The sequence below is a fragment of the Pseudomonas sp. genome (genome assembly GCF_049300855.1).
In the GTDB taxonomy this organism is placed as follows: Bacteria; Pseudomonadota; Gammaproteobacteria; order Pseudomonadales; family Pseudomonadaceae; genus Aquipseudomonas.
This window is the reverse complement of the sequence record NZ_JBAQKH010000013.1, coordinates 48180-68069: the sequence shown is the minus strand read 5'-3', so window position 1 is coordinate 68069 and position 19890 is coordinate 48180. Positions and strand designations below refer to the sequence as shown.

The 19890-nt window shown below is 60.9% G+C and carries 19 protein-coding genes and 1 other RNA gene; 16 read left to right on the top strand and 4 right to left on the bottom strand.

Going from position 1 to position 19890, the window contains the following annotated elements; translation table 11 throughout:
• The first annotated feature begins 63 nt into the window (after window positions 1-63).
• Window positions 64-681 carry a glutathione S-transferase N-terminal domain-containing protein gene (locus WA225_RS04200; RefSeq protein WP_007917025.1) on the top strand — a complete coding sequence of 206 codons (618 nt, stop codon included), beginning with the start codon at window positions 64-66 and terminating at the stop codon, window positions 679-681.
• Window positions 682-697: 16 nt separating this feature from the next.
• Window positions 698-1111 (top strand): ClpXP protease specificity-enhancing factor, encoded by a 414-nt coding sequence (locus tag WA225_RS04195; protein ID WP_422606978.1) that lies wholly within the window; start codon window positions 698-700, stop codon window positions 1109-1111.
• A 51-nt stretch (window positions 1112-1162) separates the two neighbouring features.
• Here WA225_RS04195 and WA225_RS04190 read toward each other — a convergent pair whose 3' ends face one another.
• The 4 genes from WA225_RS04190 to WA225_RS04175 form a co-directional block, all read right to left on the bottom strand.
• Window positions 1163-1741: a BON domain-containing protein gene (locus WA225_RS04190; RefSeq protein ID WP_007917023.1), complete on the bottom strand. Its 579-nt coding sequence runs from the start codon at window positions 1739-1741 to the stop codon at window positions 1163-1165.
• Window positions 1738-2331 carry a phosphoheptose isomerase gene (locus tag WA225_RS04185; protein WP_008082788.1) on the bottom strand — a complete coding sequence of 198 codons (594 nt, stop codon included), beginning with the start codon at window positions 2329-2331 and terminating at the stop codon, window positions 1738-1740. The genes WA225_RS04190 and WA225_RS04185 overlap by 4 nt, the downstream gene beginning before the upstream one ends.
• A 104-nt stretch (window positions 2332-2435) precedes the next feature.
• Window positions 2436-2798 (bottom strand): YraN family protein, encoded by a 363-nt coding sequence (locus WA225_RS04180; protein ID WP_422606977.1) that lies wholly within the window; start codon window positions 2796-2798, stop codon window positions 2436-2438.
• Window positions 2798-4609, bottom strand: a complete 1812-nt coding sequence (locus tag WA225_RS04175) for a penicillin-binding protein activator (protein WP_422606976.1) — start codon at window positions 4607-4609, stop codon at window positions 2798-2800. The genes WA225_RS04180 and WA225_RS04175 overlap by 1 nt, the downstream gene beginning before the upstream one ends.
• 177 nt (window positions 4610-4786) lie before the next feature.
• On the opposite strand from WA225_RS04175, the gene rsmI reads away from it, so the two are divergent.
• The 14 genes from rsmI to WA225_RS04105 all read left to right on the top strand — a co-directional run bounded on the left by rsmI (window position 4787) and on the right by WA225_RS04105 (window position 19890).
• Window positions 4787-5692: a 16S rRNA (cytidine(1402)-2'-O)-methyltransferase gene (gene rsmI, locus WA225_RS04170; RefSeq protein WP_422606975.1), complete on the top strand. Its 906-nt coding sequence runs from the start codon at window positions 4787-4789 to the stop codon at window positions 5690-5692.
• Window positions 5693-5765: 73 nt separating this feature from the next.
• Window positions 5766-6119: RNase P RNA component class A (rnpB, locus tag WA225_RS04165), an RNA gene on the top strand.
• Window positions 6120-6521: 402 nt separating this feature from the next.
• Window positions 6522-6977 (top strand): division/cell wall cluster transcriptional repressor MraZ, encoded by a 456-nt coding sequence (gene mraZ / locus WA225_RS04160; RefSeq protein ID WP_007917012.1) that lies wholly within the window; start codon window positions 6522-6524, stop codon window positions 6975-6977.
• Window positions 6974-7921 (top strand): 16S rRNA (cytosine(1402)-N(4))-methyltransferase RsmH, encoded by a 948-nt coding sequence (gene rsmH / locus WA225_RS04155; protein ID WP_008082779.1) that lies wholly within the window; start codon window positions 6974-6976, stop codon window positions 7919-7921. Before mraZ ends, rsmH begins: the two co-directional genes overlap by 4 nt.
• Complete coding sequence (gene ftsL / locus WA225_RS04150; RefSeq protein ID WP_007917008.1) at window positions 7918-8211, top strand: cell division protein FtsL; 294 nt, start codon at window positions 7918-7920, stop codon at window positions 8209-8211. The genes rsmH and ftsL overlap by 4 nt, the downstream gene beginning before the upstream one ends.
• Window positions 8211-9950, top strand: a complete 1740-nt coding sequence (locus tag WA225_RS04145) for a peptidoglycan D,D-transpeptidase FtsI family protein (protein WP_422606984.1) — start codon at window positions 8211-8213, stop codon at window positions 9948-9950. Before ftsL ends, WA225_RS04145 begins: the two co-directional genes overlap by 1 nt.
• The gene (locus WA225_RS04140; protein WP_422606974.1) at window positions 9950-11413 is read left to right on the top strand and encodes a UDP-N-acetylmuramoyl-L-alanyl-D-glutamate--2,6-diaminopimelate ligase; all 1464 of its coding nucleotides are present in this window, start codon (window positions 9950-9952) and stop codon (window positions 11411-11413) included. Before WA225_RS04145 ends, WA225_RS04140 begins: the two co-directional genes overlap by 1 nt.
• A complete protein-coding gene (locus tag WA225_RS04135; protein ID WP_422606973.1) occupies window positions 11406-12773 on the top strand; it encodes a UDP-N-acetylmuramoyl-tripeptide--D-alanyl-D-alanine ligase in 1368 nt (455 codons plus the stop codon). Before WA225_RS04140 ends, WA225_RS04135 begins: the two co-directional genes overlap by 8 nt.
• Entirely contained in the window at window positions 12773-13855 is a 1083-nt protein-coding gene (gene mraY / locus WA225_RS04130) for a phospho-N-acetylmuramoyl-pentapeptide-transferase (RefSeq protein WP_007917000.1), read from the top strand. Before WA225_RS04135 ends, mraY begins: the two co-directional genes overlap by 1 nt.
• A gap of 5 nt (window positions 13856-13860) precedes the next feature.
• Entirely contained in the window at window positions 13861-15207 is a 1347-nt protein-coding gene (gene murD, locus WA225_RS04125) for a UDP-N-acetylmuramoyl-L-alanine--D-glutamate ligase (RefSeq protein ID WP_422606972.1), read from the top strand.
• Entirely contained in the window at window positions 15204-16421 is a 1218-nt protein-coding gene (gene ftsW, locus WA225_RS04120) for a putative lipid II flippase FtsW (protein WP_007916996.1), read from the top strand. Before murD ends, ftsW begins: the two co-directional genes overlap by 4 nt.
• A complete protein-coding gene (murG, locus tag WA225_RS04115) occupies window positions 16411-17481 on the top strand; it encodes an undecaprenyldiphospho-muramoylpentapeptide beta-N-acetylglucosaminyltransferase (protein WP_064392864.1) in 1071 nt (356 codons plus the stop codon). The genes ftsW and murG overlap by 11 nt, the downstream gene beginning before the upstream one ends.
• Complete coding sequence (gene murC, locus WA225_RS04110; protein ID WP_016987574.1) at window positions 17474-18934, top strand: UDP-N-acetylmuramate--L-alanine ligase; 1461 nt, start codon at window positions 17474-17476, stop codon at window positions 18932-18934. The genes murG and murC overlap by 8 nt, the downstream gene beginning before the upstream one ends.
• Window positions 18931-19890, top strand: a complete 960-nt coding sequence (locus WA225_RS04105) for a D-alanine--D-alanine ligase (protein ID WP_242206793.1) — start codon at window positions 18931-18933, stop codon at window positions 19888-19890. Before murC ends, WA225_RS04105 begins: the two co-directional genes overlap by 4 nt.

The window sequence follows — 19890 nt, the reverse complement described above, 5'->3', positions numbered from 1 at the left end:
GGCGCCCTCTGGGCGCGCGCGTTTTTCCGGTTCCGACAAATTCAACAAGCGAGGAGGATCGCCATGGGCGTGACCAATCGGTTGGCCTGTTACTCCGACCCCGCCGACCACTATTCCCACCGAGTGCGCATTGTGCTTGCAGAGAAGGGTGTCAGCGCCGAGATCATTTATGTGGAAGCAGGTCGTCAGCCGCCTAAACTGATTGAGGTAAACCCTTACGGCAGTCTGCCGACGCTGGTCGATCGTGACCTGGCGTTGTGGGAGTCGACCGTGGTGATGGAATATCTGGATGAGCGTTACCCGCACCCGCCGTTGATGCCGGTTTATCCGGTGGCGCGTGCCAACAGCCGCCTGCTGATTCACCGTATTCAGCGCGACTGGTGTGGTCTGGTGGATCTGATTCTGGATCCCAAGTCCAAGGAAGCCGCGCGTGTCGTGGCGCGCAAGGAATTGCGTGAAAGCCTGACGGGCGTGTCGCCGCTGTTTGCCGACAAGCCGTTTTTCCTCAGTGAGGAACAAAGTCTGGTGGATTGCTGCCTATTGCCAATACTCTGGCGTTTGCCGATTCTGGGTATTGAACTGCCGCGGCCAGCCAAGCCGCTGCTTGATTATATGGAGCGCTCGTTTGCGCGTGAGGCTTTCCAGGCGAGTCTGTCTGGTGTCGAACGCGATATGCGCTAAGGCTTAAGGAGCCGCTATGAACTCCAGTCGACCTTATCTGGTCCGCGCGCTCTATGAGTGGATTGTTGATAACGATTGCACCCCGCACATGCTGGTCAATTCCGAATACCCGGCAGTGCAGGTGCCGCAGGGTTTTGCCAGTGACGGGCAGATTGTCCTGAACATCTCGCCGAGTGCCGTGCGTCATTTGCACATGGACAACGACGTGGTGACCTTCGAAGGTCGCTTCGGTGGCGTTCCGCACAGCTTGTACGTGCCGATCAGCGCGATCCTGGGTATCTACGCCCGGGAGAACGGTCAGGGCATGGTGTTTGATCTCGAGTCGCCGATGGATGACGAAGAAGAGATCGAGGCGGATGACGACATGCCGCCACCGGACAGCGAGCCGCCGCGCCCTAGCGGCCGGCCAAGCCTGAAAGTGGTGAAGTAATAAAAAAGGCGATCCGGATGGATCGCCTTTTTTGTGCGCGGGTTTCGGCGGTCAGTCGATGTATTCGAAGAGCTTGACGATCTTCTGTACGCCGGAAACGCCTTGAACCAGATTGGTTGCCTGGGTGGCTTCCTGTTTGGTCAACAGGCCCAGCAGATAGACGATGCCGTTCTCGGTCACGACCTTGATGCGCGAGCCAGGGATACTGGCGTCGGTGAGCATCTGGGTCTTGATCTTGGAGGTTAGCCAAGTGTCGTTCTGGCGCGCCAGGAAACCGGACGGCGGGATGACCTGCAGTTCGTTATGAACCGTTTTTACCCGTTGGACGGCGGCTGCCGCTTGCTCAGCCTTGGCTTTCAAGTCTGCGCGAGGCGTTTGACCGGCCAGCAAGACAACACCGTTGAAACTGGTGACGACGATGTGCGAATCGTTGTCCAGGGCCGGGTCGGCCTTGGCCACGTTCACACCGACTTTGGTTTCGATCAACGAGTCGTCGATCTTGCTGCCGAAGGTGCGCGTGCCGCGGTCGTCATCGATCGGTGCTTCACGGCTGGCGTTCACCACCGAGGTGCAGCCGCTGATGCCGAGGCACAGGGTCAAGGCCAGAAGGCCAAGGCGATTAGGGGTCATTCTTCACTCCCGAACAGTTGGCTGTCGATCAGATCGCAAAGGCAATGGATCGCCAGCAAGTGGACTTCTTGAATACGTGCAGTGACATTGGCCGGTACGCGAATCTCGACGTCCTCGGGCAACAGCAGCGAAGCCATGCCGCCGCCATCGCGTCCGGTCAAAGCTACGACAATCATTTCGCGATCATGTGCGGCCTGGATCGCTTGAATAATGTTCGCCGAGTTACCGCTGGTCGAAATCGCCAGCAGGACATCGCCCGGTTGACCGAGCGCACGGATCTGTTTGGAGAACACTTCGTTGTAGCTGTAGTCGTTGGCGATCGAGGTGATCGTCGACGTGTCGGTGGTCAGGGCAATGGCCGGCAGGCTCGGGCGCTCGCGCTCGAAACGGTTGAGCAGCTCGGAAGAGAAGTGCTGGGCATCGCCGGCCGAGCCGCCATTGCCGCACGAAAGCATTTTGCCTTCGTTGAGCAGGGCGTTGACCATGATCTGGCTGGCTTGCTCGATGTGCGGTGCAAGTACGTCCATCGCCTGTTGCTTGGTGTCGATACTGGCCTGGAAAAGCTGGCGAATTCGGGATTGCATGTCCATCTGTGTGACCTTAAGTAGCGCGGCTGTACGGCACATGAATGTGCAGCCCGCAAAGCAAAGAGCAAAATTTGTCGGTGGAATTGTCCGGGTCGCAACGCAGGCGATCAACTGTCGAAAGCATTCTGCAACCAGTTCAGCTGACTCGGGTGGCTGTCGATGGCCACCACGTCGAAGCGGCAAGGGGAATTCGCCCAGCGCGACTCGCGCTGAAGAAAATACTGTGCAGCGAAAATCAGTTTCTGCTGCTTGCGCCCATCGATGCTAGCGAGCGCGCCACCCCATTGAGTGTTTTTTCTGTAGCGAACTTCAACGAATACTACTGTATCGCCATCAAGCATGACCAGATCAAGCTCACCGCGTTTGCATAACCAGTTCTGCGCCAACAGGCGCAGACCGTGTTGTTGCAGATGTTCGAGCGCCTGGCGCTCGGCATCTTTACCGCATTGCGAGCTTGACCTGTCAGGCATCAGCGCGGGGTGTCCGGCAGGCGTTGAACCTGACCGCTGACGAACTGTGCCCAAGGCAACTGGCGCACCACGCGTTGGGTCTGGGTCATGCCGAGGCTGCCCGACTCACCGTCGATGCGGCTGTCCGGCAGGGCTTTGAGTTGACCCAGGCGCGGCGCCAGGCGATAGGCATCGACGCCCATTGCGTACAGGCGGCCGAGGCTGCCGGCGGCTTGTGGCCACTGCGCAACCACTTGCTGGCGCAGTGGATCGCTGTTGTCCAACAGCCATGGGGTTTCACAGAAGCGAATGCCGTTCATGTCGTTGTACTGATTCACGTCGCCGCTGGCGCTGTAAACGTGCGAGGTCGCGTAAACCGGAACATCGCCTGCGTATTGGAAGTTCAGGGTCGGCTTGATCTGCTGCGCCTGTTGCGGCGTGGCGGCCAGGAAGATGAATTCGATGTCCTGACGACGCGACGGTTGCGCGGCGACGTTGGTGCCGGCGGCATTCTGCAGGCTCTTGGCGCGGGCTTCGCTTTGGCGCAACTGGAACATGTCGGCAATCTGCTGGGCCAGTTGCACCGGCTGATCGACGCGCTCGGTCGCTACGATGCTGCCACCGTTGGCCTGCCAGTCCTGGCTGAATGCGCGCAGAACGCGGTCGCCCCATTCGCCTTTCGGCACCATGATCGCGGCACGGTGCAGGCCGTCGGCACGGGCGCGGCGCGAGACTTCGCGGGCTTCGTCTTCAGCGGCCAGACCAAACTGGAACAATTGCGCCGGGCCTTGATCACCTTCGCTGTAGTTCAGCGCGAGGGTGGTGATCGGCAGTTGCGGGCGAGTACTCAATTGTTTGACCAGTGGTTTTTCCAGTGGGCCAACGACCAGTTGCACACCGTCAGCCTGAGCCTTGCGGTAGAACTCGTCCATCGAGGTCAGTTTCGAGCTGTCGTAGAACTCGATCGCTGGCGGCTTTTGTCCGGCCTGTTGCGCCTGATAGTGCGCAGCCATGAAGCCTTCACGTAGTGCCTTGCCGACAGCGGCCAGTGGGCCGTCCTGCGGTAGCAGCAGGGCGATCTTGCTCAGCGGTTGGCTGGCCAGTTCTTTTAGTTTGGTCAACGGCAGCGGCAGGTTGATCGCGGCGGGGTGCTTTGGATTCTGCGCGCGCCAGGTGTCGATCGCGGCTTGCTGTTGTTCGAGGGTGCCGGCAGATTTCACTGCCATCGCCAGGGCCATCCAGCCGCCGAGGTCGTCGGTGGTGTTGGGTTGCAACTGGTCAGTCGGCAGCGAGCCGATCAGGGTCCAGATCGCTTCATGGTTCTTGCTTGCGGCTTCGCCTTGCAGCATCGGTGCGATGAACACGCGTTCGCGAGCGGCAGCCAGGGTCTGGCCGTCGGCCTCAAGGGCACGGGCGTGAACGGTGCCGGTGCGCACTTGTTGCTCTTCAGGCATTTCGCCTAGGTGCTGCAGGCTTGGATGGCTCAGGGCGGTCAGCGCGGCTTTCGGCTGATTGCGGGTCATGGCCAGTTCGGCATTCAGCGTGCTGGCGAAAATCTGCTGGCCTGGCTTCAGTTGCTCCATCGGCACTTGTTGCAGGATTTGCGCGGACTGCCCGGCGTTACCCTGGCGGTAAGCGAGGTCTGCTGCGCTGAGGCGCAACAGGGCAGCTTTTTCCGGGGTTTTAGCCTGGGTCGCCTGTTCGAGCAGTTGCTCGATGCTGGCATCCGGGGTCCGTGGAAGTTCGCCAAGGCTGGAGGAAGGGGAGCTGGCGCAAGCCGCCAACAAGGCAGCGAGGCAGAGGGCAGTGAACAGCCGCAGGCAAGCGATCATGTAAGTGTTCCTGATACTCGATCAAATTAGCGTCGAATTGTACCCAAGCACTGGCCGGGGCGCGATGTTAGTGGCGTGAAACGTACGATTTAGCTGTAGTAAATGTTGCGGTGGTGCGTAACCAAGGGGAAAACCGTGGTGGCTCGAAGCGCGTCGCAAGCCTCGTGTCGCGCTACAATGGCCGCTTTTACCGATCACGAGGTGTGCGCTTTGACTGCTCCAGGTTCCCTGAATTCCGCTGCTGGCTCGCTTTATGTGGTGGCGACGCCCATCGGCAACCTGGACGACATCAGCGCCCGGGCACTGAAGATCCTTCGCGAAGTGGCATTGATTGCCGCCGAAGACACCCGCCACTCGGCGCGCCTGATGCAGCACTTCGGTATCGGCACGCCGCTGGCCGCGTGTCACGAACACAATGAAAGAGATGAAGGTAGCCGCTTTATTACCCGCTTGCTGGCCGGTGACAACGTGGCGCTGATTTCCGATGCGGGGACGCCGCTGATTTCCGATCCGGGTTATCACCTGGTGCGTCAGGCGCGCGCGGCCGGAATCAATGTGGTGCCAGTGCCGGGTGCCTGTGCGCTGATTGCGGCGCTGTCGGCGGCGGGGTTGCCATCGGATCGTTTCATCTTCGAAGGTTTTCTGCCGGCCAAGTCGGTGGGGCGCAAGGCGCGACTGGAAGCGGTTAAAGAAGAGCCGCGCACGCTGATCTTTTATGAAGCTCCGCATCGCATTCTTGAATGCCTGCAGGATATGGAAGAAGTGTTCGGCGGTGAGCGTCAGGCATTGCTCGCCCGCGAAATCACCAAGACGTTCGAAACCCTCAAGGGCTTGCCGCTGGCCGAGTTGCGCGCGTTCGTCGAATCCGACAGCAATCAGCAGCGCGGCGAATGCGTAGTGCTGGTGGCGGGCTGGACGCCGCCGGAGTCCGAAGACGCGGTCAGCAGCGAAGCGATGCGCATCCTCGATCTGCTGCTTGAAGAAATGCCGCTCAAGCGTGCCGCCGCGCTGGCAGCGCAGATCACTGGCGAACGCAAAAACGTGCTGTATCAGGTTGCGCTGGATAAACAGAAAGGCGTGTAAGCCGTCGCCCATAGCGGTCTTGAGGCTTTTAGCGCTTGTTCTTCGGCCGCTCTGCCGTTAACCTTCGCGGCGGAGAGTCGATCGGACAGTCGCTGCCCTCTATGAAAATTAGGGGGGGGAGGAAAGTCCGGGCTCCATAGGGCGAAGTGCCAGGTAATGCCTGGGAGGCGTGAGCCTACGGAAAGTGCCACAGAAAATAACCGCCTAAGCGCGCAAGCGCCGGTAAGGGTGAAAAGGTGCGGTAAGAGCGCACCGCACGTCTGGCAACAGTTCGTGGCTAGGTAAACCCCACTTGGAGCAAGACCAAATAGGGTCCCAAGGCGTGGCCCGCGCTGGGACCGGGTAGGTTGCTAAAGATGTCCAGTGATGGCCATCGTAGACGAATGACTGTTCAAGACAGAACCCGGCTTACAGATCGACTCTCCACCTTTTTCTTTCCCTGCTTGAATCATTGGCAACAGGGCTGTGTAATATCAGCAGGCCTGCTCTGAAAGTTCGGCAGCGGCAAACGCAGTAATAGCCATTTCCCACCTTGCTTCAATCAACAGCAGAAGCGCTTTTGTAATACCGAAAAAATCTTACTCTTAACAAATTACTTTAACTTCCGAGCGCAGCTTTCAGTGCTGCATCAAGTTATGGGTCAAAAGTCTGCGCCAGATTCTCGTTGCTCCTCCTTTTATGCTCCTAAATCTCCGTTCTGTAAGGGTTTTCCTTTAATCCGCGCCTTGACGGTGTGGTGGGCGCATTCCTATAGTGTGCGCAAGTGGCGGAAAGTGGCATGAAGTGGGTTTTTTGAGCTCAAAACGATAAAAATTGGAGAAACGCAGACGTGTTTCGCGGAGCTAACGCTATCAGTCTCGATGCAAAGGGCCGTCTCGCCATGCCGAGCCGGTACCGTGACGAGCTCGATTCGCGTAGTTCCGGCCAATTGATCGTCACCATTGATGCCGTTGATCCGTGTCTGTGTGTCTACCCGCTCGACGAGTGGGAAATTATTGAAACCAAGTTGCGCGCGCTGCCTTCGCTACGCGAAGAGAACCGTCGCCTGCAACGTTTGCTGATTGGTAATGCCGTCGACCTCGAGCTCGATGGCAGTGGTCGTTTTCTGGTTCCACCGCGTTTGCGCGAATACGCCAAGCTGGATAAGCGCGCGATGCTGGTAGGCCAACTGAACAAGTTCCAATTGTGGGACGAGGATGCATGGAACGCGGTATCTGCCGCTGACCTTGCTGCCATTCAACAACCGGGCGCGATGCCTGATGAACTGCGTGATTTGATCCTGTGACTATTGATAGCGGCTTTAACCACATCACCGTACTGCTTGACGAAGCCGTCGAGGCTCTCGCCGTACGTCCTGATGGCTGCTATCTGGACGGTACGTTCGGGCGCGGTGGCCACAGCCGGCTGATCCTCAGCCAGCTCGGCACGGACGGTCGGCTCATCGGATTCGACAAAGATCCACAAGCGATTGCCACCGGGCAAACGCTAGCGGCCGAAGACGGCCGCTTTGTCGTTGTGCAGCGCAGCTTTGCCGAGCTCGGTTCGGTGGTTGCCGAGCAGGGCCTGAGCGGCAAGGTCAGCGGCATTCTGCTCGACCTCGGCGTGTCTTCGCCGCAGCTCGACGACGCTGAGCGCGGCTTCAGTTTCCTCAACGACGGCCCGCTGGACATGCGCATGGATCCGTCCCGTGGCATCAGCGCTGCCGAATTCGTCAACACCGCGCCGGCTGAGGAAATCGCCCGGGTGTTCAAGGAATACGGCGAAGAACGTTTCTCCGGTCGCATGGCTCGCGCTGTCGCCGAGCGTCGCGACATCAAGCCGTTCGAGCGCACTGCCGATCTGGCTGAAGTATTGAAAGTCGCCAACCCGGCATGGGAAAAGGGCAAGAACCCGGCCACCCGTGCATTCCAGGGTTTGCGCATTCACGTCAACAACGAACTGGGCGATCTGGAAGCCGGTCTCGAAGCCGCGCTGGACGCTCTGGAAATCGGCGGCCGTCTGGTGGTGATCAGCTTCCACTCGCTGGAAGACCGCATCGTCAAACTGTTCATGCGCAAGCTGGTGAAAGGCGAAGCCGACAACCTGCCGCGCAACCTGCCGGTTCGCCACGTGGCGTTCGAACCGAAAATCAAAGTCCATGGCAAAGCGCAGACGGCCTCCGATGCCGAACTCAAAGCCAACCCACGTTCCCGTAGCGCCGTCATGCGCGTCGCGGAGAAGCTGCGGTGAGCAAGCTTTTCGCCAAGCCACTGCCCGGCGGCAGCTTTCTGATGCTGCTGCTGTTCATCGGCGTGCTCGTCTCGGCCATCGCCGTGTCGTACAGCGCGCACTGGAACCGGCAGTTGCTCAACACCCTTTACAACGAACTCAGCGTGCGCGACAAGGCGCAGGCCGAGTGGGGCCGTCTGATTCTCGAGCAGAGCACCTGGACCGCGCACAGCCGCATCGAAGTGCTGGCCACCGAACAACTGAAAATGCACATCCCCGGCGCGGCTGACGTGAAGATGGTGGCGCCATGATGAAACTCGAAGGCGCACTGTTTCCATGGCGCTTCCGCCTGATGGTGGCGCTGCTCGGCGTGATGGTCGCGGCGATCTGCTGGCGCATCATCGACTTGCAAGTAGTTGACCGTGACTTCCTCAAAGGTCAGGGCGACGCGCGCAGTCTGCGGCACATCCCGATTCCCGCTCACCGTGGTCTGATCACTGACCGTAACGGCGAGCCTTTGGCCGTGAGTACCCCGGTGACCACGCTGTGGGCCAACGCCAAGGAAATGCAGACGGCCAAAGAGAAGTGGCCCGCATTGGCCGCCGCGCTGGGTCAGGATCCGAAAGCCCTGACCGAACGCCTCGAAGCCCAGGCCAACAAAGAATTCATTTATCTGGTGCGCGGGCTGACCCCCGAGCAGGGCCAGGCTGTGCTCGACCTGAAAGTGCCGGGCGTTTATGGCATCGAAGAATTCCGCCGGTTCTACCCGGCCGGTGAAGTCACTGCGCACATGGTCGGGTTCACCGATATCGACGACCACGGTCGCGAAGGTGTCGAACTGGCTTATGACGAGTGGCTCGCCGGGGTGCCGGGCAAACGACAGGTCATCAAGGATCGGCGCGGTCGGCTGATCAAGGATGTCCAGGTCACCAAAAACGCCAAGGCCGGCAAGCCCTTGGCGTTGTCCATTGACCTGCGTCTGCAATACCTGGCCAACCGCGAACTGCGTAACGCGATCATCGAGAACGGCGCCAAGGCCGGCAGTCTGGTGATCATGGACGTGAAGACCGGCGAAATTCTCGCCATGGTCAACCAGCCGACTTACAACCCGAACAACCGTCGCAACCTGCAACCGGCGATGATGCGTAACCGCGCGATGATCGACGTGTTCGAACCGGGTTCGACCATGAAAGCCATCTCGATGAGCGCCGCAATCGAGTCCGGTCGCTGGAAACCGAGCGACACCGTCGAGGTGTATCCGGGCACGCTGCAGATCGGCAAATACACGATCAAGGACGTTTCCAAGAGTGAAGGCCCGGTGCTGGACATGACCGGTATTCTGATCAATTCCAGTAACGTCGGCATGAGTAAGGTCGCGTTCGATATCGGCGGTGAAACGATTTACCGGCTGGCGCAGAAAGTTGGCTTGGGTCAGGACACCGGTCTCGGTTTTCCGGGTGAGCGCGTCGGTAATCTCCCAAATTACCGGGATTGGCGTAAAGCCGAGACTGCGACGCTGTCGTACGGCTACGGTATTTCCGTGACCGCGATCCAGCTGGTTCACGCGTTCTCGGCATTGGCCAACAATGGTCGCCTCGCACCGCTGACCCTGATCAAAACCGACAAGCCGCCGCAGACCACGCAAGTGCTCCCGGAAGCCGTCGCGAAAACCATGCAAGGCATGTTGACCCAGGTTATCGAGGCGCCGCGCGGCGTGTTCCGTGCGCAGGTGCCGGCCTATCACGTGGCCGGCAAGTCGGGTACGGCGCGTAAGACCTCGGTGGGCACCAAGGGCTACGCCGAAAACTCCTACCGCTCGCTGTTCGCCGGTTTCGGCCCGATGAGCGATCCGCGTTACGCCATCGTTGTGGTGATCGACGAACCAAGCAAGGCCGGCTACTTCGGTGGTCTGGTATCGGCGCCGGTGTTCAGTCGCGTGATGTCCGGCACCCTGCGTTTGATGAACGTAACCCCGGACAACCTGCCGACGACGCAACAAGCCAACGCCACCCCGGTCATACCGCTGAAAGCCAATGGAGGGCGCGGCTGATGTCATTAAGTCTGAACAAGATATTCCCCCACGCCGGCCACGATCTGTTGATCCGTGAATTGGCGCTGGACAGCCGCAACGTGCGCGCAGGCGATCTGTTCCTCGCCGTGCCTGGCGGCAAATTCGATGGTCGTGCGCACATTGCCGATGCCCTGCAACGTGGCGCGGCTGCGGTTGCTTATGAAGTCGAAGGCGCCACCGTGCTGCCGATCACTGACGTGCCGTTGATTCCGGTCAAAGGTCTGGCCGCGCAGCTGTCGGACATTGCCGGGCGCTTCTACGGTGAGCCCAGTCATCACCTGAACCTGATCGGCGTCACTGGCACCAACGGCAAGACCAGCGTGACCCAATTGGTCGCGCAGGCACTCGATCTACTTGGTCAGCATTGCGGCATCGTCGGCACCTTGGGTTCCGGCTTCTATGGCGCGCTGGAGAGCGGTCTGCACACCACGCCAAACCCGATCGCCGTGCAAGCGACGTTGGGCGACCTGAAAAAGGCCGGGGCCAAAGCCGTGGCCATGGAAGTCTCGTCCCACGGTCTGGATCAGGGCCGCGTGACCGCACTGGCATTCGACGTCGCGGTGATGACCAACCTGTCCCGCGATCATCTGGATTATCACGGCACCATGCAGGCGTACGCCGAGGCCAAGGCCAAGCTGTTCGCCTGGAATGATCTGAAGTGCCGCGTGGTCAACCTCGACGACGATTTCGGCCGGCAACTGGCCGCTGAAAAACGTGAGTCGCGCTTGATTACCTATAGCCTGCTCGACAGCAGCGCCTACCTGTATTGCCGCGAAGCGCAGTTCGACGACCACGGCGTACGCGCCACACTGGTGACGCCGCAAGGCGAACATCATCTGCGCAGCACACTGCTCGGCCGTTTCAACCTGAGCAACGTACTGGCGGCGGTCGGCGCCTTGCTCGGTCTGGATTACGCGCTCGACGAAATTCTCAAAGTACTGCCAAAACTCGAGGGCCCGGCCGGGCGCATGCAGCGTCTTGGCGGTGGCACGCAGCCGTTGGTGGTGGTCGATTACGCCCACACCCCGGACGCGCTGGAAAAAGTCCTGAGCGCGCTGCGCCCGCACGTCAAAGGTCAGCTGCTGTGCCTGTTCGGCTGCGGCGGCGACCGTGATCGCGGCAAGCGTCCACTGATGGCCGAAGTGGTCGAGCGTCTGGCCGATCAGGTAGTGGTCACCGACGACAACCCGCGCACCGAAGATCCAGCGGTGATTTTCGACGACATCCGCGCCGGTTTTACGGCTGTGGATAAAGTCACCTTCGTCGCCGGCCGTGGCCAGGCGATTGCGCAGCTGATCGCCGCTGCCTCGGCGGATGACGTGATTGTTCTGGCCGGTAAAGGTCACGAGGACTATCAGGAAATCAACGGTGAGCGCCACGCTTTCTCCGATCTGGTCGAGGCTGATCATGCCCTGACCGCTTGGGAGGTGGCCCATGCTTAAGGCCCTGAAACTCAGCGAACTGACCAACGCGCTCGACGCCCGTTTGATCGCCGCCGATGCCAGCTTCGACGGCGTCAGCATCGACAGCCGGGCAATCCAGCCCGGCCAACTGTTTATCGCCCTGACCGGCCCGCGTTTCGATGGTCATGACTATCTGAATGATGTCGCTGGCAAAGGCGCGGTGGCTGCGCTGGTCGAGCGTGAAGTCGCCGACAGCACGCTGCCGCAACTGCTGGTCAAGGACACCCGTCAGGCCCTCGGCCAGTTGGGCGCGCTGAACCGTGCCGCCTTCACTCAGCCAGTCGCCGCGATCACCGGTTCCAGCGGCAAGACCACCGTCAAGGAAATGCTCGCGAGCATCCTGCGCACGCGCGGACCGGTGCTGGCGACCCGTGGCAATCTGAACAACGACCTCGGCGCGCCGCTGACCCTGCTCGAACTGGCCCCGGAACACACTTCGGCGGTGATCGAACTGGGCGCCTCGCGTCTGGGCGAAATCGCTTACACCGTTGGTTTGACCAAGCCACACGTGGCGATCCTGAACAATGCCGGCACCGCGCACGTTGGTGAGTTTGGCGGTCCGGAAAAAATCGTCGAAGCCAAAGGCGAAATCATCGACGGGCTGGCGGCGGATGGCGTCGCCGTGCTCAACCTCGATGACAAGGCCTTCGGCATCTGGAAGACCCGTGCCGGCGCGCGCAAAGTGCTGACGTTCGCCCTGAGCAACACTCAGGCGGATTTCCATGCCAGCGACCTGAGCACCGATGCCCGTGGTTGCCCGGCCTTCAATCTGCACACACCTGAAGGTGTCGAGCGCGTTCAACTGAACCTGCTCGGCACGCACAACGTCGCCAATTCCATGGCCGCCGCCGCTGCCGCTCACGCCTTGGGCGTGTCGTTGTTCGGCATCGCCACCGGGCTTGGCGCCGTGCAACCGGTCAAGGGGCGCACCGTCGCGCAACTGGCGAAAAACGGTATGCGCGTGATCGATGACACTTACAACGCAAACCCCACCTCGATGTGCGCAGCCGTTGATATACTCGCCGGCTTTTCCGGCCGCACCGTCCTGGTGCTCGGAGATATCGGCGAGTTGGGCGATTGGGCGGAGCAGGGGCACCGCGACGTGGGTGAGTACGCCCGGGGCAAGGTTTCCGCGCTTTATGCCGTTGGGCCAAACATGGTTCACGCCGTAAACGCTTTCGGTGAACAGGCACATCACTTCGGCAGCCAAGCCGAACTGATTCAGGCCCTCGACGCCGAGCAGGACACAAACACCACCATTTTGATCAAGGGTTCGCGCAGTGCAGCGATGGAAAACATCGTTGCGGCTCTGTGCGGGTCCAGTCTGGAGAAACATTAATGCTGCTGCTGCTAGCGGAGTATCTGCAACAGTTCTACAAAGGCTTCGCGGTCTTTCAGTACCTGACCCTGCGCGGGATTCTCGGTGTACTGACCGCGCTGGTTTTGTCGCTGTGCTATGGCCCGTGGATGATCCGCACCCTGCAGAACCGTCAGATCGGTCAATCCGTGCGAAACGACGGTCCGCAATCGCACCTGTCCAAATCCGGTACGCCGACCATGGGCGGCGCACTGATTCTGTCGTCGATCGGCGTCAGCACGTTGCTCTGGGCTGACCTGAGCAACCGTTACGTCTGGACCGTTTTGCTGGTGACCCTGTTGTTCGGCGCCATTGGCTGGGTCGACGATTACCGCAAGGTCATCGAGAAGAACTCGCGTGGTCTGCCGAGCCGCTGGAAGTATTTCTGGCAATCGGTGTTCGGCCTCGGCGCGGCGATCTTCCTTTATATGACCGCTTCCACCCCGGTGGAAACCACGCTGATTTTGCCGATGCTCAAGGACTACAGCATTCCGCTGGGCCTCGGTTTCATCGTGCTGACCTATTTCGTGATCGTCGGTTCGAGCAACGCGGTTAACCTGACTGACGGCCTCGACGGTCTGGCGATCATGCCTACCGTGATGGTCGGTGGTGGCCTCGGCATTTTCTGCTACCTGTCGGGTAACGTGAAATTCGCGGAATACCTGCTGATCCCTTACGTGCCGGGCGCGGGCGAGCTGATCGTGTTCTGCGGTGCGCTGATCGGCGCCGGTCTGGGCTTCCTCTGGTTCAACACCTATCCGGCGCAAGTGTTCATGGGCGACGTCGGTGCACTGGCACTCGGCGCGGCACTGGGCACCATCGCGGTGATCGTCCGGCAGGAAATCGTCCTGTTCATCATGGGCGGCGTGTTCGTGATGGAAACCCTGTCAGTCGTCATTCAGGTTGCGTCCTTTAAGCTGACCGGTCGCCGTGTGTTCCGCATGGCACCGATCCACCACCATTTTGAACTCAAGGGCTGGCCCGAGCCGCGCGTGATCGTCCGTTTCTGGATCATCACCGTGATTCTCGTGCTGATCGGCCTTGCCACCCTGAAGCTGAGGTAGAACGAGTGTCTCTGATCGCTTCTGACCACTTCCGCATCGTTGTCGGCCTCGGCAAGAGCGGCATGTCCCTGGTTCGCTTCCTGGCGAACCGGGGCACGTCGTTTGCCGTGGCGGACACGCGGGAAAATCCACCGGAACTGGCCACGCTCAAGCGTGACTATCCGCACGTGGAAGTGCGTTGTGGCGAGCTGGACGTCGAATTCCTGTGCCGTGCCGACGAGCTCTACGTGAGCCCCGGCCTGGCGCTGGCGACCCCGGCCCTGCAAGCCGCTGCGGCCCGTGGCGTGAAACTGTCCGGCGACATCGAGCTGTTCGCGCGTAACGCGCAGGCGCCGATCGTGGCCATCAGCGGTTCCAACGCGAAAAGCACCGTCACCACCCTGGTCGGCGAGATGGCGGCTGCGGCGGGCAAACGCGTCGCCGTCGGCGGCAACCTCGGTACTCCGGCGCTGGACCTGCTCAGCGACGACGTCGAGCTGTACGTGATGGAACTGTCGAGTTTCCAGCTGGAAACCACCGACCAGCTCAATGCTGAAGTGGCCACCGTGCTGAACATCAGCGAAGACCACATGGATCGCTACAGCGGTCTGCCGGCGTACCATTTGGCCAAGCACCGGATCTTCCGGGGGGCGAAGCAGTTCGTGGTCAACCGTCAGGATGCGCTGAGTCGTCCGTTGATGGGCGAGGGTCAGCCATGCTGGACCTTCGGCCTGACCAAGCCGGATTTCAAGGCATTCGGTATCCGCGAAGAAGATGGCGAGAAATACCTGGCCTTCGAATTCCAGAACCTGCTGCCGGTGCGTGAGCTGAAGATTCGCGGCGCACACAACCAGTCCAACGCCCTTGCGGCGCTGGCGCTGGGTCATGCCGTGGGCCTGCCGTTCGATGCGATGCTCGCGGCGCTGCGCAACTTCGCCGGTCTCGAACACCGTTGCCAGTGGGTGCGTGATCTCGACGGCGTCGCTTACTACAACGATTCCAAAGCGACCAACGTTGGCGCCGCACTGGCCGCCATCGAAGGCTTGGGCGCGGACATCAACGGCAAGGTCATCCTGATCGCCGGCGGCGATGGCAAGGGTGCCGAATTCAACGATCTGCGTGATCCGGTGGCAGCGAATTGCCGCGCCGTGATCCTGTTGGGCCGCGACTCCGACAAGATCGGCGAAGCCATCGGTGATGCCGTGCCGCTGATTCGCGCGACCTCGCTGGTCGACGCCGTCGCGCAATGCCGCGCCGCCGCCCAACCGGGTGACGTGGTGTTGCTGTCGCCGGCCTGCGCCAGTTTCGACATGTTCAAGAATTACGAAGACCGTGGTCACCAGTTCGTCCGCGCTGTGGAGGAATTGGCATGAGCCTGCGCAATATCATCAAACCGTATCCGTCGCCGATCATCACCGGGCGCGGCATCGACCTCGACTTCCCGATGCTCGCCGGTTGCCTGGCGTTGCTCGGTCTCGGTTTGATCATGATCGCCTCGGCGTCCACTGAAGTGGCAGCCGCGCAGTCGGGCAGCCCGCTGTATTACATGATTCGCCACCTTATTTATGTGGTGCTGGGCCTGGGCGCGTGCATCGTCACCATGATGATTCCGATCGCCACCTGGCAACGTCTTGGCTGGTTGATGCTGATCGGTGCGTTCGGTTTGCTGGTGATGGTGATCATCCCGGGCATCGGGCGCGAAGTGAACGGTTCGATGCGCTGGATCGGTTTCAGCTTCTTCAACGTGCAGCCGTCGGAAATCGCCAAGGTGTTCGTGGTGATCTACCTCGCCGGTTATCTGGTGCGCCGCCAGAAAGAAGTGCGCGAGAGCTGGATGGGCTTCTTCAAGCCGTTCATCGTGCTGCTGCCGATGGCGGGTCTGTTGCTGATGGAGCCGGACTTCGGTGCCACCGTGGTGATGATGGGCGCAGCGGCGGCGATGCTGTTCCTCGGCGGAGTCGGGCTGTTCCGTTTCTCGCTGATGGTGGTGTTGGCGGTTGGGGCCGTGGTCCTGTTGATTCAGATGCAGCCGTATCGCATGGCGCGTCTGACCAACTTCGCTGACCCGTGGGCTGACCAGTTCGGCGCCGGTTATCAATTGTCGCAAGCCTTGATCGCCTTCGGTCGCGGTGAGTGGCTGGGCGTGGGTCTGGGCAACAGCGTGCAGAAGCAGTTCTACCTGCCGGAAGCGCACACCGACTTCGTGTTCTCGGTACTGGCTGAAGAGCTCGGCGCCGTTGGTTCGCTGTGCACCGTCGCACTGTTCGTGTTCGTGTGTATTCGCGGCATGTACATCGGCCTGTGGGCAGAGAAAGCCAAACAGTTCTTCGCCGCTTATGTGGCTTACGGTCTGTCGTTCCTGTGGATTGGTCAGTTCCTGATCAACATCGGGGTGAACGTCGGCCTGCTGCCAACCAAGGGTCTGACCTTGCCGTTCCTCAGTTACGGCGGCAGTTCGTTGGTGATCTGCTGCGCCTGCCTCGGCTTGTTGCTGAGGATCGAGTGGGAGAGTCGAACCCACCTGGGCAGTGAAGAGATGGAATTCCATGAGAGCGACTTCGCCGAGGAGCCGAATCATGGGCGCTAACGTATTGATCATGGCCGGCGGCACCGGCGGCCACGTGTTCCCGGCGCTGGCCTGTGCCCGCGAGTTTCAGGCGCGCGGCTACACCGTGCACTGGCTCGGCACACCACGCGGGATCGAGAACGAACTGGTCCCGGCCGCAGGGCTGGAACTGCACCGGATCAACGCTACCGGCCTGCGCGGCAAGGGCAAGCTCTCGCTGCTCAAGGCGCCGTTCATGCTGCTCAAATCGGTGTGGCAGGCACGGGCGATCATTCGTCGCTTGAAGCCGGTGTGCGTGGTTGGCTTCGGTGGTTATGTGACTGGCCCCGGTGGCCTCGCCGCAAAACTGGCCGGTGTGCCGGTGATCGTTCACGAGCAGAACGCCGTGGCCGGCACCGCCAATCGGTTGCTGGTGCCGTTCGCCGCCCGGGTGTGTGAAGCGTTCCCCGACACCTTTACTCTGTCGGACACCCGCCGTACCACCGGCAACCCGGTGCGCAGCGAGCTGTTCCTCGACACATCGCGACCTGCTCTGGCAGGGCGCAAAGCGCGTTTGCTGATCCTTGGCGGAAGCCTGGGCGCAGAACCGTTGAACAAATTGCTGCCTGAAGCCCTGGCCCAAGTCGCTGCCGACTTGCGTCCGGAAGTGTTTCATCAGGCCGGCAAAAACCACGATGAAGTGACTGCAGAGCGCTACCGCGCCGCCGGCGTCGATGCGCAGGTGCAGCCGTTCATCAAAGACATGGCCCAGGCCTATGGCTGGGCTGACCTGGTGGTGTGCCGTGCAGGTGCGTTGACCATCAGTGAGCTGGCTGCCGCCGGTCTGCCCTCGATGCTGGTGCCTTTGCCCCACGCAATCGACGATCACCAGACCCGCAACGCCGATTATTTGGCCCGCGAAGGCGCTGCCTTCCTGATGCCGCAAAGAACGACTGGTGCCGCGGACCTTGCCGCGCGCCTGACAGAGGTCTTGATGCAACCGCAACGACTCGAAGATATGGCCCAAGCGGCCCGCCGTCTGGCGAAACCCGATGCCACCCGTAGCGTGGTCGATACCTGTCTGGAGGTGGCCCATGGTTGAGAATCAGAAAGCCATGCCACAACCGGAAATGCGCCGCATCCGTCGCATCCACTTCGTCGGTATCGGCGGCGTGGGCATGTGCGGAATTGCCGAAGTGTTGTTGAACCTGGGCTATGAAGTGTCCGGTTCCGACCTGAAAGCTTCGCCGGTCACCGAACGTCTGGAATCGTTCGGCGCGCACATTTTTATCGGCCACCGTGCCGAGAACGCCGCTGCTGCCGATGTGCTGGTGGTGTCGAGCGCTGTAAACACCTCGAACCCGGAAGTGGCGAACGCGCTTGAGCGTCGTATCCCGGTGGTGCCGCGTGCCGAAATGCTCGCCGAGCTGATGCGCTATCGCCACGGCATTGCCGTCGCCGGTACCCACGGCAAAACCACCACCACCAGCCTGATCGCTTCGGTGTTCGCTGCCGGTGGTCTGGACCCGACGTTCGTTATCGGTGGTCGTCTGAATGCCGCGGGCACCAATGCCCAGCTCGGCACCAGCCGTTACCTGATCGCCGAAGCCGATGAAAGCGATGCGAGTTTCCTGCACCTGCAACCGCTGGTGGCCGTGGTCACCAACATCGACGCCGACCACATGGCGACCTACGACGGCGACTTCAACAAACTGAAGAAAACCTTCGTCGAGTTCCTGCACAACCTGCCGTTCTACGGTTTGGCGGTGATGTGCCTGGACGATCCGGTGGTGCGTGAAATTCTGCCGCTGGTGAAACGTCCGACCGTGACCTACGGCTTCAGCGAAGACGCTGACGTGCGCGCGATCAATATTCGCCAGCAGGGCATGCAGACGTTCTTCACCGTGCTGCGCCCGGACCGTGAACCGCTGGACGTGTCGGTGAACATGCCCGGCAATCACAACGTGCTCAATTCGCTGGCGACCATTTGCATCGCCACCGACGAAGGCGTCAGCGATGAAGCCATCGTTCAGGGCCTGTCGGGTTTCCAGGGTGTCGGTCGACGCTTCCAGGTCTACGGGGAACTGCCGGTGGACGGCGGCAATGTGATGCTGGTCGATGACTACGGTCACCACCCGACCGAAGTCGCCGCAGTGATCAAAGCCGTACGCGGTGGCTGGCCGGAGCGTCGTCTGGTGATGGTCTACCAGCCGCATCGCTACAGCCGCACCCGCGATCTGTACGACGACTTCGTCAATGTATTGGCCGATGCCAACGTGCTGCTGCTGATGGAAGTCTATCCGGCCGGCGAAGAGCCGATCCCGGGCGCCGACAGCCGCAAGCTGTGCAACAGCATCCGCCAGCGCGGTCAGCTCGACCCGATCTACATCGAGCGTGGCGTTGATCTGGCACCGCTGGTCAAGCCGCTGTTGCGCGCCGGCGACATCCTGCTGTGCCAGGGCGCCGGTGATATCGGCGGTCTCGCGCCGAAGCTGTTGAAAAGTGAATTGTTCGCTGGCGCCGTGGCGGCGTCGGTCGAGGGGAAGTTGAAATGACTGCTGCCTACGCCAAGCTGTTTTCCACGATCGCGCCGAAAGACTTCGGCCGCGTTGCCGTGCTCTTTGGCGGCCTGAGTGCCGAGCGTGAGGTGTCGCTGAAATCCGGTAACGCCGTGCTCGACGCCCTGCAAAGCGCTGGCGTGGACGCGTTCGGCATCGACGTTGGCGACGACATTCTGCAACGTCTGCTCAGCGAAAAGATCGACCGCGCCTTCATCATTCTTCACGGCCGTGGCGGTGAAGACGGCTCCATGCAGGGCCTGCTCGAAGTGGCGGGTATTCCGTACACCGGCAGCGGCATTCTGGCTTCGGCACTGGCGATGGACAAATTGCGCACCAAGCAGGTCTGGCACAGCCTCGGGATTCCGACGCCGCGTCATGCCGTGCTGTGCAGCGAAGCCGATTGTATTTCGGCAGCGACGGAACTGGGCTTCCCTTTGATCGTCAAACCGGCGCATGAAGGTTCAAGTATCGGGATGGCCAAAGTGAGTTCTGCGTCCGAGTTGATCGACGCATGGAAAGCGGCCAGTACCTACGATTCGCAAGTCTTGGTTGAGCAATGGATTCAAGGTCCGGAGTTCACCATCGCCACCCTGCGTGACCAGGTGTTGCCGCCAATTGCCCTGGGTACACCGCACACGTTCTACGACTACGACGCCAAGTACATCGCCAACGATACCCAGTACCGCATTCCGTGCGGGCTGGATGCCGCCAAGGAACAAGAACTCATGGATCTCACGGCCAAGGCCAGTGAGGCGCTGGGTATTGCCGGTTGGGGCCGGGCGGACGTGATGCAGGACGCCGACGGGCAGTTCTGGTTCCTCGAAGTGAACACCGCACCGGGCATGACCGATCACAGTCTGGTACCGATGGCCGCGCGTGCGGCCGGTCTGGATTTCCAGCAACTGGTTCTGGCCATTCTGGCCGCCAGTGTTGAAGACGCTAGAGGTTAA